Consider the following 16555-nt stretch of genomic DNA (forward strand, 5'->3'; position numbering starts at 1 on the left):
GCCGTTACCTCACCAACTAGCTAATGCACCGCGGGCCCATCTGTAAGTGATAGCCGAAACCATCTTTCAATTTTCTCTTATGCAAGAGAAAATGTTATCCGGTATTAGCTCCGGTTTCCCGGAGTTATCCCAGTCTTACAGGCAGGTTGCCCACGTGTTACTCACCCGTCCGCCGCTAACGTCATAGAAGCAAGCTTCTAATCAGTTCGCTCGACTTGCATGTATTAGGCACGCCGCCAGCGTTCATCCTGAGCCAGGATCAAACTCTCCGAAGAAATGTTTGACTTGCTCATAAAAGTTTAAAAAATTAACGTTGACGTTTGTCGCTTTGTTCAGTTTTCAAAGAACTCTTATCGCCTCAAGGCGACTTTCTTATCTTATCACCAGGAGAAGTGCTTGTCAACACTTTTCAATAAAACTCATTACCTCTTAGCGACGTATATTAATATAACATGCTAAATTCAATAAAGCAACACTTTTATCGATAAAAAAATGAAAGAATTGTTTTCCTTAACAATTCTTTCATTTTGAGATTGTTATTTATTATAATACGAACTGATTAATTATAAACAGCCCTATAATCCCAGGAACTCCTAGTACACCAGATATTATTGCTGTTGGTGCATTTATCGGAATATGAATATCAAACTGCGCACCAAAGATATTAATAAAAAAGAGTAACAGGACCCCTATTATTAACTTGATAGTTAAGTTTCCCATTATACGGAACATATTTTCTACACCACCTTTTATAAGTAGAAGTACGATTAAGCCTACTAAAACAGGAATAACAATAAGAGGTTGAGTTAACATATTTATCCCTTCTTTATAAATAAAATAATATTACTTATATGTATGTCCTACTTTTAAAAACAATCCATTTTTATTAAACAAAAAAGATGCCTTAAATTAAGACATCTTTCGAATAGATATATTTCTATGTTTTGCTTCTTTTAATAAAAAGAGATATTTAACTTTTGCTAATTTCATGTCTACTAAAACTGCATCTGAAGGATCTACACTTCTTTCAACAATAACCTCTTTTTTATTCCACTTATCTTTTAATTCATTGAACGTTTTAAGAAAAGATTCATCATATTCTTTTCTTAACCAACCTTTTCGTTTAAAAAACATGGCATAGCTCCTTACCTATACGTCTCTACGACCTTCTAAAGCTTTAGATAAAGTTACCTCATCAGCATACTCTAAATCTCCGCCTACTGGTAAACCATGTGCAATTCTAGTAATTCTTATACCAGTGGGTTTTAACAGCCTAGAAATGTACATTGCCGTTGCTTCACCTTCAATATTAGGATTTGTTGCTAAAATTACTTCTTGGATTTCATCATTTTGAAGCCTCTTCAACAATTCAGGAACTTTAATATCTTCTGGACCAATACCTTCCATTGGAGAAATTGCACCGTGAAGGACGTGATACAGACCCGTATATTCCTTCATTTTCTCCATAGCAATAACATCTTTAGGATCTTGAACGACACACACAACAGTACGGTCTCTCCTTTGATCCTGACAGATGTAACATGGGTCTTGGTCTGTAATGTGACCACAGGTTGAACAATACGTTAAGTTACGCTTTGCATTAACAAGTGCTTTAGCAAAATCAAGCACTGTGTCTTCCTTCATATTTAAAACAAAGAAAGCAAGCCTAACAGCCGTTTTTGGTCCAATACCCGGGAGTTTCATGAAACTATCTATTAGTTTTGAAATTGGTTCTGGATAATGCACGTAGCAACCACCTTAATTAAAGTCCTGGGATATTTAAACCTTTAGTGAATTGTCCCATTGTGTTATTTGTTAACTCATCCATTTGTTTTAACGCGTCATTCGTTGCTGCTAAAACTAGATCTTGAAGCATTTCGATATCTTCTGGATCTACTACTTCTTCTTTGATTTTTACATCAATGATTTCTTTTTGACCATTTACAACTACTTTAACCATTCCACCTCCGGCTGTTCCTTCTATTGTTTTCTCAGCTAGCTCTTCTTGCGCCTTTTGCATATCTTTCTGCATTTTTTGCATTTGTTTCATCATTTTTTGCATGTTACCCATTCCGCCACGCATCATAATTATAATTCCTCCTAGTTCTATTCGTGTATTTCAATAAGTTCTTCTCCGAAAAGCTTTTTAGCTTCGGAGATTAAAGGGTCTTCTTCTTCTTTTTGAGACCCATTATTTCCTTGCTGCTCTTGAAGAAAATCTCCTCTTACTTTATCCCATTCATTATCAGGGATTGCAACCATTTCACGTTTGCTCCCACTTAAAGTATATAGGATATTTTCTAAATTATCACGTACATTGTTGTTATTTTCAGCAGCCATTTTGCAATGGATTTCATACTTGAATTTTAAGATAAAGGACTTCGAAGATGAAGCCACAGGTTCACTATTAGACAACAGAGCAGCATGTGATGCTTTATTTTGCTGACGTAGCGTTTCTAAAACTTCTGCCCATAGACGCTTAACTTCCTCTAGTTCTTGACGAGATGCTTGTTTTAGGACCTCATGCACTTTTCCTATTGGAACTTTATACTGACTACGCACTTGTCTTTTTACTTTTTGATCACTTGTTTCTTGTTGACTTTGCTGTACTTGAACACCGTTTTCCTTTAGATGATTAACTTGAGCTTCAAGCATTTTAACTTTTTGAAGTAAATCATCCTCTTCGCTCGCTACTGTTTTTTTCTTACTAGAAGATTGAGCAAGTTTCACTAGTGCTACCTCTAGTAACACTCTTGGATGATTCGTCCACTTCATCTCTTGTTGCGTTTGATTAAGTTGGTTAATAATTGAATAGATACCCTCTGCTGGCAGCTGTGAAGCTAACTCTTTAAACTCCTCACTCACTACTGCTTTTTCCATCAAATGTTCCATTTCAGACGACGATTGATAAAGTAAAACATCTCTATAATAAAAGATTAAATCTTCTAAGAAACGAACTGGATCTTTACCGTTTTGAATGAGTTGCTCAACTGCATGTAGCGCTGATACAAGATTCTTCTCCGCAATTGAACGAACAATTTGCAGCATAAATGTATGAGAAACAGCACCTGTAATAGATAACACATCATCTAAAGTAACTTCATTTTCGCTATATGAGATAGCCTGATCTAACAAGCTTAATGCATCCCTCATACCACCTTCAGATGCCTTAGCAACCTCATATAAAGCTTCATCCGCTACGTTTACATCCTCAGATATCAAAACTTCTTTCATTCGATAAACAATATCGTCAGGTGAGATTCGTTTAAAATCAAAACTTTGACATCTTGAAATGATAGTAAGTGGAATTTTATGCGGTTCTGTTGTTGCCAAAATAAATATTACGTGAGGAGGTGGTTCTTCTAATGTTTTTAGCAATGCATTAAACGCACCTATTGAGAGCATATGAACTTCATCTATAATATAAACTTTGTAACGAACGGCACTTGGTGCATATTTGACTTTATCTCTAATATCTCGAATTTCATCTACTCCGTTATTTGAAGCCGCATCGATTTCAATAACATCTGATATGGAACCGTCTGTAATTCCTCTACATGTAGCACACTCATTACAAGGTTCGGATACGGGTGCATGTTCACAGTTAACCGCTTTAGCTAAAATTTTTGCTGCAGTCGTTTTCCCTGTACCCCTTGGCCCTGAAAATAAGTATGCATGCGAAAATTTCTCAAGAACGAGCGCGTTCTGTAAAGTCTTAATAATATGCCGCTGACCAACAACATCTTGAAAGCTTTGAGGGCGGTACACACGATATAAAGCCTGATACGCCACTGCATCTTCTCCTTTTTTGTTATATAAATTTGATATTATTATAACGTACTATAACTATTTTTCCAAAACATCGTTTATCTTATATAGTGAAATATATGCTAAATAAAAAAACCTACTCCATCGTTAGAGTAGGTTACTTTTATATGTATATAACTGCCGTGCACCTTCCTTCGATTAGCCTCCCCAAGCGTTACTTAAGCAGTTAGCTCGGTTCAGGCGACCCTATGGCACATGAGAGGTTCTGCTTACTGCTGCTTCCTTCCGGACCTGACAGGGTTCACAGATTCCCATTGCATAGGACCCAAACGTCAACACCACTTACTTAAGGCAGACCTCAAGGAGAACTAACCTCAGGAAAGGAGTTCGGCCTCGCTAGAGCGGATTGCGAGTACAGGGCACCGCTACCTCCCCGCTTAGCACGGCAAAGTTGAAACCTTTATTTGAGCACCATGTTGATGCTTATACAAGTATAATTCTTTTTAGGACAAAATGCAACCTTTACAGAATGTAATTTATTGTAAATTTTTCTTTGCTCTTTTTTTTCGATTTCGCAATTCTTTAAAGAATGTACTTAACATTTCTGCACACTCATCTTCGAGAACTCCACCTTGAACTTCTGATTGGTGATTAAACTTTTCATACTCTAATAAGTTCATCAGGGTTCCTGCACACCCTCCTTTAGGATCAAACGCTCCAAACACCACTCTTTTTACACGTGATAACATAATAGCCCCCGCACACATCGGACAAGGTTCTAAAGTAACATATAAAGTCGTATCTTCTAATCGCCACGTATTTAACTTTTGACATGCCTCATCTATAGCTAACAGCTCTGCGTGAGCTATGGATCTTTGTGTACTTTCTCTTAAATTATGGCCTTTTGCAATAACATGTCCATCTTTATCTACGATAACAGCTCCAATAGGAACTTCCATAATTCCACAAGCTTTCTTTGCTTCATCTATAGCTAAACGCATATATTTCTCGTCTTCAAGCATGTTCCAAACTCCTTACATATTATATTTGTTATGAGCAACACTACTTATTAGGTTAAAAAACGATAAGGAGATTGTATATGAATCATTCTAAAATTGCATTAGTTATTATTGATATGATTAATGATTTTCAATTTAAAAATGGGAAAATCCTAGCTGAAAAAGCTAAAATTCTCGCGCGTAATATCTCTTCATTAAAAGCAGAGTGTTCAAGTAAAAAAATTCCTGTTATCTATATAAATGATCACTATAAATTATGGCAAGCTAATTTAAATAAAATCCTTGAATACTGCACAAATCCAATAAGCTCCCCCATACTCCAGTATATACAACCCCATACTACGGATTACTTTTTAATTAAACCAAAGCATTCTATTTTTTATGGAACAGCTTTAACCATTTTACTACAGCAACTAAACGTTAAAACATTAATTTTAACAGGGTTAGCGGGAAATATATGTGTGCTCTTTTCAGCAAATGATGCTTATATGAGAGAGTACAACCTGATTATCCCTAAAGATTGTATTGCATCAAATTCTGATGAAGATAACAAGTTCGCTATCGAAATGATGCAAAATGTACTTAAAGCGAACATTTGTGAACATAGTGATTTAATTACATAAGCATTTGCTTACTCTTTTGTTCATAGACTTAATAAACATTCTTTTTTGGGGGCGTTTATTACTATGGATATTTACACTGTAAAGTCTGGAGATAGCATTTATAGTATTGCTCAACGGTTTCAAATTGAAGCTTCAAAAATTATCTTAGCAAATGAATTACCTGATTCCAATCGATTAGTGGTGGGCCAGGCATTGGTTGTACCTATTAACGAAAGTTACTATACCGTTAGAAAAGGCGATACATTATGGAAGATAGGGCGAACCCTAGGAGTTAGTTATCAATCAATCGCAAAAGCTAACAACCTTTCCATCACTTCTCCTCTAACACTTGGAACACAGTTGCTCATTCCAGCTTCTCCAAAGACAGAAGCTGAATTTTTAGGATATGTTGAAACAAGTAACCGTACCATTAGTAGCGAAACGGAAAAATTGATTAAGAAGAATGCTAAATACCTCACATATTTGGGACCGGCTAACTTCGAAGTACAGCGCGATGGCTCTATCAAAGAACCTCCATTAAAAAACTTTGGAACTATTGCACAAGAAAACGATGCAATTTTTTTAATGGTTCTTGCCAATATCGAAGACGGCGGGTTTAGTGCAGAGGTAGGAGAAGCAATCTTAAACAATGCGGATGTTCAAGATAAATTGCTTAATAATATTATTCGTATTGCTACAGAGAAAAACTTTAAAGATATTCATTTTGACTTTGAATTCTTACGTCCGGAAGACAAAAATGCTTATATTACATTTTTAGAAAAAGCAAAGAAACGGCTTCAAGCTGAAGACTTGTTAATATCTGTAGCATTAGCACCTAAAACAAGTAGTGATCAAAAAGGAAAGTGGTATGAAGCACATGATTACAAAAGAATTGGGGAGATAGCAAATTTTGTTGTCCCTATGACATACGAATGGGGATACAGTGGAGGTCCTCCAATGGCTGTTTCTCCGATTGGCCCTGTCAGAGATGTGCTAGAATATGCTATTTCAGAAATACCTAGCAAAAAAATTATCATGGGACAAAATCTATACGGATATGATTGGACGCTTCCGTTCAAACCAGGTGGTGAGTATGCAAAAGCAATTAGTGCTCAAAGAGCGATTGAAATTGCGTATCAGTACAACGCAAGCATACAGTATGATAAAAAAGCTCAGGCTCCCTTTTTCCGATACTCTGATTCAGCTCAAAAAACGCATGAGGTATGGTTTGAAGATGCCCGGTCAATCCAAGCAAAATTCGATTTGTTAAAAGAATTAAACTTAAGAGGCATGGCTTATTGGAAGTTGGGATTACCTTTCCCTCAAAACTGGCTACTCCTTGATGATAACTTTAAAGTAATTAAAAGAATACCTGAATAATTTTAAAGAGGATAATTACTACAGCATAGGATTATCCTCTTTTTATGTTTCCTTCCGTTTTTTACAACTGGTTTTTCTTTTTGTTTTTATCCATTCTCCCCTCTTATTGTGATACAATGTTTTTTGTCAATTTTCGAGAACATGTATAGATAAAGGAGGAAGAGTCCATGGGGGAAATACCTTTTATTACTGTTGAGGGCCCTATAGGTGTTGGGAAAACCTCCCTAGCTAAGGCTATTGCAGAGGCATTTCAATTTCAACTTTTGAAAGAAATTGTTGATGAAAATCCATTCCTTGGGAAATTCTATGAGGATATTGAAGAGTGGAGCTTTCAAACTGAAATGTTTTTTCTATGCAACCGTTATAAACAGTTGGAGGATATTCAAAAGCATTTTCTACATCAACATCAGCCTGTCGTTGCTGACTATCATATTATGAAAAACATGATTTTTGCTCAGCAAACTTTAAAGGATAGTCAGTACATAAAATATGTACAAATCTACGATATACTGACACATGATATGCCAAAGCCCAACATTGTTATTTACTTAAATGCTACTTTACCTACACTATTGAAGCGTATTAAAATGCGTGGAAGGGAAATTGAAAAAAACATTGACCCTTCTTATCTAGCTCAGCTAAGCTCCGATTATGAGGAAGCAATTAAAACCTTCAAAGAAAATAACCCACAGGTAACTGTTTTACGCTATAGTGGAGATGAACTAGACTTTGTCAAAAATAAAGAGCATTTAGAGCATATCATCTCAGATGTTAAAAGCAGCTTATTAAAAAGGAGTTCTACAATATGAATTTACGAACAAAATACAACATTCCAAATGATGCTGTATTGACTATTGCTGGAACAGTAGGCGTTGGGAAATCTACAATGACACAAGCTCTTGCAGATGCGTTGAACTTTCGCACTTCTTACGAGAAAGTTGATACAAATCCATATTTAGATAAATTCTACGCTGACTTTGAAAGATGGAGCTTTCATCTTCAGGTTTACTTCCTAGCGGAGAGATTTAAAGAACAGAAAAGAATTTTTGAATACAGTGGAGGCTTTATACAAGACCGTTCAATTTACGAAGATACTGGTATTTTCGCTAAAATGCATTTCGAAAAAGGAACAATGTCCAAGGTGGATTACGAAACGTATACAAGCTTGTTTGATGCAATGGTTATGACTCCCTACTTCCCACACCCTGATTTATTAATTTATTTGGAAGGTAGTTTTGAAGATATCGTTGATCGTATCCAAGAACGTGGAAGACCTATGGAACAACAAACGCCCTTAGATTATTGGAGAGAAATGCACAAACGCTATGAGGATTGGATTAATAACTTTACAGCTTGTCCTATTTTACGATTAGATATTAATGATTACGATATCTTAAGAGACCCGACATCCGTTGAACCGATTGTTGAAAAAATCTCTAAGTTTTTACATCACAACGAAAAATTAAAAAGAAGACATTCATAATTCATTCCCATTTTTCTTCGTGAAAAATGGGAATGAAAAAACGCCACTTCTAAAAGTGACGTTTTACAATCTCCAATTTATCGCGCAATGTTTAAATAACATTTAAAGTCAAATATGGCGGAGGAAGAGGGATTCGAACCCCCGCGGGCTGTAACACCCCTGTCGGTTTTCAAGACCGATCCCTTCAGCCGGACTTGGGTATTCCTCCGTTTCGACATTTATAAATTTATCACATATACAAACAAGAGTCAAGCTGTTTTCTAAAAAAAATGATTCACAACAAAAAAGTTGTGAATCATTTCAATTTAACCGTTAATAACCTCTTTGTTCCCCATGTAAGGACGTAATACTTTTGGAATAACAACTGAACCATCTTCCTGTTGATAGTTCTCTAAAATTGCAGCCACTGTACGCCCAATCGCTAATCCAGATCCATTTAATGTGTGTACGTATTCTGGTTTCCCTTTTGCCTCGCGGCGGAAGCGAATATTAGCTCTTCGCGCTTGGAAACTTTCAAAGTTTGAACAAGAAGAAATTTCACGATATGACTCATAGCTTGGAATCCACACTTCAATATCGTACTTTTTAGCTGCTGTAAATCCTAAGTCTCCAGTACACATGCTTAAAACACGGTATGGCAGTTCTAACAACTGTAATACTTTTTCAGCATGTCCTGTCAGATTTTCAAGCTCAGCGTAAGAATCTTCTGGTTTTACAAAACGAACTAGCTCTACTTTGTTAAATTGATGCTGACGAATTAGTCCACGTGTATCTCTACCAGCTGAACCTGCTTCTGATCTAAAACATGCGCTGTATGCTGTATAAGCTAATGGTAATTGGTCTCCATTAATGATTTCATCACGGTGTAGATTAGTTACGGGAACTTCAGCCGTTGGGATTAAGAAATAGTCTTCCTCTTTAATTTTAAAAGCATCTTCTTCAAACTTAGGAAGCTGCCCTGTTCCTGTCATGCTTGTACGATTAACCATATATGGAGGAAGAATTTCTTCATATCCATGCTCATCCATGTGTAAGTCCATCATAAAGTTGATTAAGGCACGTTCCAAACGAGCTCCTAGGCCTTTATAAAACACGAAACGGCTTCCCGTTACCTTTGCTGCACGTTCAAAGTCTAAAATATTTAAATCTGTTCCTAGATCCCAGTGTGGCTTCGGCTCAAAATTAAATTGACGAACCTCTCCCCATTTTCTAATTTCTACATTTTCATCTTCCGTTTCACCAACTGGAACACTCTCATGTGGAATATTAGGGATTGAAAGTAATAGTTGTTCTAATTCTGTTTCTACAGTACGAAGACGCTCATCTAACTCTTTAATTTTGTCTCCTACTTGACGCATTTCTAAAATCATACTATCTGCATCTTGCTTTTCACGTTTTAATTGAGCAATTTGTTGAGACACTTCATTACGCTTACTCTTTAATTCCTCAGTTTGAACTAATAGCTGTCTGCGCTCTACATCTAACTCTTCAAAGCGCCCAAGATCTGATAAATCTTCTCCGCGGAACTTTAATTTTTCTTTTACTTCTTCAAGATTAGCTCGTAAAACCTTTACGTCTAACATCTATTTACCTCCTTATTTGTATAAAATGGGCAAAATAAAAACTCCCATCCCTATAAAAGGGACGAGAGTTTAGCCCGCGTTGCCACCCTAGTTGAAGGCTCATAAATAAACCTTCCTCTTCAGTCAGATAACGGAATGAACCGAAGCTATCTACTTACTATTTCAATAGCTTGCTCCAGGATGGATTCGTAAAGGCTAAACATCGATTTTCACCAACCATCGACTCTCTAAAGTTTAACTTCTTTACTACTATTTCCTATCAACGCTTTATACTTTTCAACATTGTAATTAATAATCATAATGTACTACAAGTCTATACAAGTTGCAATTGGTTTATACAGGTTTTTTCAGAGACTCTTTCACCATGTCGATAAAATACTCTGTCATACGATGGTCATCCGTTAATTCTGGATGAAACGAACACCCTAAAAATTGTCCCTGTTTTGCAGCTACGATACGATCATCATGAATAGATAGGACTTCCACGTTCTCACCGACTTCTACAATATGAGGCGCACGAATAAATACTCCAATAAAATCATCTGCAACTTCTTTTATATTTAATTTCGCCTCAAAGCTCTCACGTTGGCGACCAAAAGAATTTCGAGCCACCTTAATATTCATAACACCTAAATGAGGCTCATCATAGTCTACAATTTCGCCTGCTAGTAAGATTAGACCAGCACAAGTCCCAAAGATTGGTTTGCCACTTTTAGCAAATTGGCGCAGTGAATCCATAAAGTCATATTTATCAATCAGACGTCTCATTGCCGTACTTTCTCCACCTGGTAAAATGAGCCCGTCCACTTCTTCTAGCTGTTCTACTTTTTTAATAATAATCGCTTCAGCCCCTGTTGCTTCCACTGAATGCGCATGCTCTCTAAATGCACCTTGTAGTCCTAAAACTCCAACCTTCACCATGCTGTTAAAACTCCCTTACTGTTACCAGCCACGCTCTTGCATGCGATTTTCTGGTAATAATGTTGAGATTTCAATACCTTTCATTGCATTTCCTAATCCTTTAGAAAGCTTTGCAATTAACTCATAATCTTCATAATGCGTTGTTGCTTCTACGATTGAACGAGCAAATTTTTCTGGATTATCAGACTTAAAGATACCAGAACCTACAAACACTCCATCTGCTCCTAATTGCATCATTAATGCCGCATCTGCTGGTGTTGCAACGCCACCTGCAGCAAAGTTAACCACTGGAAGGCGACCTTCACGCTTGATTTGTAATAATAGCTCATAAGGTGCACCTAGTAGCTTTGCTTCCGTCATTAACTCAGCTTCGTCCATACCCACTACTTTACGTACTTGTGCGTTCACTTGACGCATATGACGTACAGCTTCTACAATGTTCCCTGTACCTGGTTCACCTTTTGTACGAAGCATAGCAGCGCCTTCTGCAATACGACGTGCAGCTTCGCCTAAATCGCGGCAACCACAAACAAATGGTACTGTAAACGTATTTTTATTCAAATGAAATTCTTCATCTGCTGGTGTTAATACTTCACTTTCATCAATATAGTCTACGCCCATTGCTTCTAAAACACGCGCTTCTACAATGTGACCGATACGTGCTTTAGCCATTACCGGAATTGAAACAGCATTCATAACTTCTTCGACAATTGTCGGATCTGCCATGCGAGATACGCCACCTGCAGCACGAATGTCTGCTGGTACACGTTCTAATGCCATAACTGCAACTGCTCCTGCTGCTTCTGCAATCTTTGCTTGTTCAGCATTAACAACGTCCATAATAACGCCGCCTTTTTGCATTTCCGCCATTCCGCGTTTTACTCTGTCAGTACCTGTAATGTTACTCATGTTTGTCTTCCCCCAGTATAGTTGTATTACACATAATCAATAAATTATGTATACAAAATTCAAAACTTATTGTCTATTTTACCTTATTTTCTGAAAAAATCCTATTAAAATTGTGTAGTTTGAAAAACTTGTCTAAAAAAAGAAGATACTAAATGCAACAAAAATCTTGCTTTAGTATCTCCTTTTATAAATGGTTTATGAATTAAAACCAATTCTTAATATTAGCGGCTGCATCAGACCATACACCTACAAAGAAATCACCTATACTTCGTATTGCTAAAACAAACCAGTTAGCCTTTTCAATCGTAGTATCTGCAACGACAGGCACTTTATTTGTTCCGTTATTTACTGCATAACCTAAATCATCAAGATTCTTATTCTTGGCACTAACGTAACCTACAACCTGACCCTCTTTAATTGGTGCAACGATTCGATCTTTCTCATCTACAACTTTAGGATTAAAATCAAATTGAAGAGAGATTTTACTTTCTTCACCTTTTTTTGTAAGAACATTCACTGGTTCTTTTGTTACAACTTTTAGCTCTTTATTTTTCCCTTTTACGACTGGAAGGGACTCATGCTTTTTAACAGCCTTGCCTTCTGGAGCTACTTGTTTTAGCTCATAATTATCAAATGCATAATCTAAAAGTTTTTTTGTTTCTGTAAAGCGCGCTCCTTCAAAAGACTTACCATTATTTTTGGCATTCATGACTACTGCAATATAACGAACACCATCTCGTTCAGCTGTTCCTGTAAAGCAATAGCCTGCAAAGTCTGTATGTCCTGTTTTCAAGCCATCTAAACCTTCATATCCGTATGTAGGGAAAGATGGAAGCATTTTATTCCAGTTATCCATCGTCGTTTCGCCTTGTTGACCTGGTCGGAAGATCTTTTCAGGTGTCTTAGCCGTTTCTAATACTTCTGGATAATCATGAAGAATATGAAAAGCTAATGCTGATACTGCGCGAGCTGATAGTAAATTTTCATCATCAGCTTTTGTACCTTTTGGATGTTGACCTTTTAACAATGAGTTAGAAAGACCTGTTGAGTTAACAAATTTAGCTTCACCTAAATTTAACTCTTCTGCCTTTTTATTCATCAATTTAATAAACTCGGCTTCAGATCCTGCTAAAGCCTCAGCTAGTGCAATACTCGCTCCATTTGCTGAGTAAATAGCCATTGCTTCATACAATTCTTTAATCGTATATTTCTCTGTTGTTAATAATGGAACATTTGACAATGAGTAATCTTGTGAGATATCTGCAGCATATTTGCTAACTCCTACTCGATCATCCCAAGAAAGCTTTTTTTCGTGAATAGCTTCTAAAATTAAATACTCAGTCATCATTTTTGTCATACTAGCAATACCTAGTACAGCACCTGAATTCTTTTCATACAAAATTTGGCCTGTATCTGCTTCAATCAAAATAGCGGCATCTGCTTCAACATTTGGAAATTGTGAAGCTGCAGACGCATTTGGAGTGATTAAAGAACTAGCCATTAAGAAAACAGCAACTAATGCAAAAAGCTGTTTTATCAATTTTTTCTTCACTACCAATACCCTCCAGACATAAATCACATAGAGGTTATTTTATCACACAAAAATTAAAAAAAATAGATAAAGAAGTACCGTTAAAACAATCTTTAGCATAAAAAGAGTTTGGGACATAACAAAATGATTATTGCTTCTAAGAGACGAACACTAGCTGTTCCAATCTTTTTGGTTTGTCTGAACACGTTCGTTCCATTGCGCTACGGCCACTCGCTTTCCGCGGGGAGGAACCTGAGCTTCCTCGCTGCGCTGCGGGATCTCCGTTTTCCCTCTCTTTCCCGCAGGAGTCGAGTGTCCAACGCTCCATTCCACCCTGTTTCCAACATTGTTTTCACAATCAACCAAAAAACCTGAACGATTAAAAGTGAGAAACTCTCAATCGTTCAAGTTTATCATTGGCTGAATTACTTATGTCCCAGCCTCTTTTTACTTAGCTAAGTGAATAGTTTGGAGATTCTTTTGTAATTTGAACGTCATGTGGGTGACTTTCTCTTAGGCCAGCTCCTGTCATACGGATAAACTGTGCCTCTTCACGCAATGCTTGTAGGTTAGCTGAGCCGCAATATCCCATTCCAGCTCTTAATCCCCCAATTAGCTGATATAAAGTGTCAGCAACAGGCCCCTTATAAGGTAAGCGCCCTTCAATGCCTTCTGGAACAAACTTTTTATTATCTTCTTGGAAATAACGATCTTTACTTCCTTTTTCCATTGCTCCAACTGAGCCCATACCACGGTATACTTTAAAGCGTCTTCCTTGGAAGATTTCTGTTTCACCAGGGCTTTCAGTTGTACCAGCTAATAAGCTCCCTAGCATAACAGTGTGTCCACCAGCAGCTAGTGCTTTTACGATATCTCCAGAGTACTTAATTCCTCCGTCTGCAATTACTGGTACACCGTGTTTTCTTGCTTCAGTGGCGCAATCATATACAGCCGTAATTTGTGGAACACCTACTCCAGCTACAACACGAGTTGTACAAATTGAACCAGGTCCTATTCCAACTTTCACTACGTCTACACCTGCTTCAATTAACGCTCTTGTTCCTTCAGCAGTTGCAACGTTTCCTGCAATAATATTTAATTCCGGATACGTTTCACGAATTGAACGTACGGTATTTAAAACGCCTAATGAATGACCATGTGCCGTATCAATTACAATAACGTCCACACCAGCTTTTACTAACTTCTCAATTCGAACCATTGAATCAGCCGTTACACCAACTGCTGCCCCTACTAATAAACGTCCCTGCTTATCCTTCGCAGCATTTGGAAATTCAATTACTTTTTCAATGTCCTTGATTGTAATTAAACCTTTTAATACACCTTTGTCATCTACAAGTGGTAATTTTTCAATTTTGTATTGCTGTAAAATCTTTTCAGCTTCGTCGAGCGTTGTTCCTACTGGAGCTGTAACTAACTCTTCTTTTGTCATTACATCAGAGATAAGCATTGAGTAATCTTGAATAAAACGCAAATCACGATTTGTCAGAATACCAACTAACTTTTGCTCTTCTTCGTTATTTACAATTGGTACGCCAGAGATACGATATTTTCCCATCAAATGTTCTGCAGCAAATACTTGATTTTCTGGTGTTAAGAAAAATGGATCGGTAATAACACCACTTTCAGAACGCTTTACTTTATCAACTTGCTCGGCTTGTTGTTCAATAGACATATTCTTATGAATGATCCCTAAACCACCTTGACGAGCCATAGCAATTGCCATCTCTGCTTCAGTTACTGTATCCATACCTGCACTAATGAATGGTACATTTAGCTTTAGCGTTTTTGTTAGTTCTACACTCATATCAACATCTTTTGGCAACACTTCAGATTTAGCTGGCACTAACAAAACATCATCAAATGTTAAACCTTCTTTTGAAAATTTACTTTCCCACATTATAGAATCCTCCTCAAAGCGACAGAATATTATTAGTAGATTAACAATTGCTTATGTAGCTGTCAATAACCATACTATATATCAGATAATTCTAATAATAAAAGAGGTGATTTTTTGAGTTTCACTTATGATGTTTGGAAACCTTATCATTTATTTTTCTCAGCCCCTTTTTCACAAAAGTATTTATATAATCAGTACAATTCTTCAAGCATTGTTGATGCTGAACAGCGTAGTTTTAAAAATTGTTATCCATTTATTTATTATCTGGAACATAGCAAAAATTATTATCAAACTGCACTAAAATCTCATACTTCCATGCAACCAGTATTACTTTTTTATGGTTTATCCCAGTTGTTAAAAGCATGTCTATTAACTAAAAATCCAGTTTATCCAGAAAATACAGCAGTTCTAGCACATGGAGTGTCAACACGAAAAAGAAAAAAGCAAAGTTATGACTTTCTTGATGATGAGGTAAAAATTCAAAAAAATGGGTTATTTTCTGAGGTTGGAAAAGAACTGTTTCACATGAAACAATTAGAAGGTCAAAAATATACAATGACTGAGTTATTAATACATATTGATGAAATGTATTCATTATTTAATGAATTAAGCCCTTCAAGAGCTTCTAAGAAAGTATTAGTAGGGAACTTAAATAATAAAGAGTTAATTTTCCCTAACCAAATTAAAGAATCTTACCATATGGACAATACACGATTACATTTATATTTACAAGATCGCTTCAAGATAGACATGCGTATGCAAGAAATAAATCCTACTCTTAGAATTTCTTTTGCAAACTTACATACAAATCTCTATCAATGTTCTCCTCTACTTTTCAATTTAGAAACAAGCGATTTGCATCTAACAACATCACGTGAACAATGCGTATACTTTCCTGAGATCCTAAGTCATTATCTAATCTTGTATAATCTTAGTATGATTTCTCGCTATGAAACAGAATGGTGGTATGAGTTATTACATACCTATTCGTCAAAGGATTATCCATATATTATGCATTTTTTACAGTTAACAAGTATAAAAGCACCTTATTTATTATTTAATTATTTGCAATCGCAAATAAAAAAAGACTAGCTAATTTAGCTAGTCTTTTAAATGTGCCTGGCAACGTCCTACTCTCACAGGGACAAAGTCCCAACTACCATCGGCGCTAGAGAACTTAACTTCCGTGTTCGGCATGGGAACGGGTGTGACCTCTCTGCTATCGCCACCAGACATGATTTGAGATTATTCTCTCAAAACTAGATAACATTTCACTGAGTACTAAGTTTACTGTCTAGCTATGGCTCCTAATTAGTCGCCTTCGCTTTTCTAATTTGGTTAAGTCCTCGATCGATTAGTATCAGTCAGCTACACACGTCGCCGTGCTTCCACCTCTGACCTATCAACCTGATCATCTTTCAGGGATCTTACTAGCTTGCGC

General features: G+C 36.6%; 17 protein-coding genes, 1 tRNA gene, 3 rRNA genes, 1 other RNA gene and 1 other annotated feature. Of the genes, 5 read left to right on the plus strand and 17 right to left on the minus strand.

Annotated elements, in window-relative coordinates; genetic code table 11:
• The 8 genes from AS180_RS18530 to tadA form a co-directional block, all read right to left on the minus strand.
• Positions 1 to 275 (minus strand): 16S ribosomal RNA (locus tag AS180_RS18530); the annotation flags it as partial.
• A 268-nt stretch (positions 276 to 543) separates the two neighbouring features.
• Positions 544 to 813, minus strand: coding sequence for a pro-sigmaK processing inhibitor BofA family protein (locus AS180_RS18535; protein ID WP_025908036.1), 270 nt, complete (start codon positions 811 to 813; stop codon positions 544 to 546).
• Positions 814 to 909: 96 nt separating this feature from the next.
• Complete coding sequence (locus tag AS180_RS18540) at positions 910 to 1134, minus strand: YaaL family protein (RefSeq protein WP_025908035.1); 225 nt, start codon at positions 1132 to 1134, stop codon at positions 910 to 912.
• Positions 1135 to 1149: 15 nt separating this feature from the next.
• Positions 1150 to 1746, minus strand: coding sequence for a recombination mediator RecR (gene recR, locus AS180_RS18545; protein ID WP_025908034.1), 597 nt, complete (start codon positions 1744 to 1746; stop codon positions 1150 to 1152).
• Positions 1747 to 1762: 16 nt separating this feature from the next.
• Positions 1763 to 2083, minus strand: coding sequence for a YbaB/EbfC family nucleoid-associated protein (locus AS180_RS18550; RefSeq protein ID WP_175384218.1), 321 nt, complete (start codon positions 2081 to 2083; stop codon positions 1763 to 1765).
• Between the two features lie 23 nt (positions 2084 to 2106).
• Positions 2107 to 3792, minus strand: coding sequence for a DNA polymerase III subunit gamma/tau (gene dnaX, locus AS180_RS18555; protein ID WP_025908032.1), 1686 nt, complete (start codon positions 3790 to 3792; stop codon positions 2107 to 2109).
• Between the two features lie 156 nt (positions 3793 to 3948).
• Positions 3949 to 4214: signal recognition particle sRNA large type (ffs, locus tag AS180_RS18560), an RNA gene on the minus strand.
• A 90-nt stretch (positions 4215 to 4304) separates the two neighbouring features.
• Positions 4305 to 4790: a tRNA adenosine(34) deaminase TadA gene (tadA, locus tag AS180_RS18570; protein WP_025908031.1), complete on the minus strand. Its 486-nt coding sequence runs from the start codon at positions 4788 to 4790 to the stop codon at positions 4305 to 4307.
• Positions 4791 to 4867: 77 nt separating this feature from the next.
• Between tadA and AS180_RS18575 the strand changes: the two genes are divergently transcribed.
• From AS180_RS18575 to AS180_RS18590, 4 genes are all read left to right on the plus strand, one after another.
• Positions 4868 to 5410 carry a cysteine hydrolase family protein gene (locus AS180_RS18575; RefSeq protein ID WP_025908030.1) on the plus strand — a complete coding sequence of 181 codons (543 nt, stop codon included), beginning with the start codon at positions 4868 to 4870 and terminating at the stop codon, positions 5408 to 5410.
• A 63-nt stretch (positions 5411 to 5473) separates the two neighbouring features.
• Complete coding sequence (locus AS180_RS18580; RefSeq protein WP_025908029.1) at positions 5474 to 6769, plus strand: glycoside hydrolase family 18 protein; 1296 nt, start codon at positions 5474 to 5476, stop codon at positions 6767 to 6769.
• Positions 6770 to 6936: 167 nt separating this feature from the next.
• Positions 6937 to 7578, plus strand: coding sequence for a deoxynucleoside kinase (locus tag AS180_RS18585; RefSeq protein WP_025908028.1), 642 nt, complete (start codon positions 6937 to 6939; stop codon positions 7576 to 7578).
• A complete protein-coding gene (locus AS180_RS18590; protein WP_062687289.1) occupies positions 7575 to 8252 on the plus strand; it encodes a deoxynucleoside kinase in 678 nt (225 codons plus the stop codon). The genes AS180_RS18585 and AS180_RS18590 overlap by 4 nt, the downstream gene beginning before the upstream one ends.
• Positions 8253 to 8367: 115 nt before the next feature.
• Here AS180_RS18590 and AS180_RS18595 read toward each other — a convergent pair.
• From AS180_RS18595 to guaB, 7 genes are all read right to left on the minus strand, one after another.
• A tRNA-Ser gene (locus tag AS180_RS18595) sits at positions 8368 to 8460 on the minus strand.
• 97 nt (positions 8461 to 8557) lie between these two features.
• Entirely contained in the window at positions 8558 to 9835 is a 1278-nt protein-coding gene (gene serS / locus AS180_RS18600) for a serine--tRNA ligase (RefSeq protein ID WP_025908026.1), read from the minus strand.
• Positions 9836 to 9889: 54 nt separating this feature from the next.
• Positions 9890 to 10107: a binding site (T-box leader), on the minus strand.
• Positions 10108 to 10168: 61 nt separating this feature from the next.
• Positions 10169 to 10756, minus strand: a complete 588-nt coding sequence (gene pdxT / locus AS180_RS18605; protein ID WP_025908025.1) for a pyridoxal 5'-phosphate synthase glutaminase subunit PdxT — start codon at positions 10754 to 10756, stop codon at positions 10169 to 10171.
• A gap of 21 nt (positions 10757 to 10777) precedes the next feature.
• Positions 10778 to 11665 carry a pyridoxal 5'-phosphate synthase lyase subunit PdxS gene (gene pdxS / locus AS180_RS18610; RefSeq protein ID WP_025908024.1) on the minus strand — a complete coding sequence of 296 codons (888 nt, stop codon included), beginning with the start codon at positions 11663 to 11665 and terminating at the stop codon, positions 10778 to 10780.
• 202 nt (positions 11666 to 11867) lie between these two features.
• Positions 11868 to 13217 (minus strand): serine hydrolase, encoded by a 1350-nt coding sequence (locus AS180_RS18615; RefSeq protein ID WP_025908023.1) that lies wholly within the window; start codon positions 13215 to 13217, stop codon positions 11868 to 11870.
• Positions 13218 to 13367: 150 nt separating this feature from the next.
• A complete protein-coding gene (locus tag AS180_RS22840; protein ID WP_156413469.1) occupies positions 13368 to 13529 on the minus strand; it encodes a hypothetical protein in 162 nt (53 codons plus the stop codon).
• A gap of 118 nt (positions 13530 to 13647) precedes the next feature.
• Positions 13648 to 15114 carry an IMP dehydrogenase gene (gene guaB / locus AS180_RS18620; RefSeq protein WP_025908022.1) on the minus strand — a complete coding sequence of 489 codons (1467 nt, stop codon included), beginning with the start codon at positions 15112 to 15114 and terminating at the stop codon, positions 13648 to 13650.
• A gap of 114 nt (positions 15115 to 15228) precedes the next feature.
• Here guaB and AS180_RS18625 point away from each other — a divergent pair, with 114 nt between their 5' ends.
• The gene (locus AS180_RS18625; RefSeq protein WP_062687290.1) at positions 15229 to 16206 is read left to right on the plus strand and encodes a YaaC family protein; all 978 of its coding nucleotides are present in this window, start codon (positions 15229 to 15231) and stop codon (positions 16204 to 16206) included.
• Positions 16207 to 16231: 25 nt separating this feature from the next.
• On the opposite strand, the gene rrf is transcribed toward AS180_RS18625, so the two are convergent.
• A 5S ribosomal RNA gene (gene rrf / locus AS180_RS18630) occupies positions 16232 to 16347 on the minus strand.
• A 101-nt stretch (positions 16348 to 16448) separates the two neighbouring features.
• Positions 16449 to 16555 (minus strand): 23S ribosomal RNA (locus AS180_RS18635); the annotation flags it as partial.

It is taken from the genome of Priestia veravalensis (assembly GCF_001457055.1).
GTDB classification, from domain to species: Bacteria; Bacillota; Bacilli; order Bacillales; family Bacillaceae_H; genus Priestia; species Priestia flexa.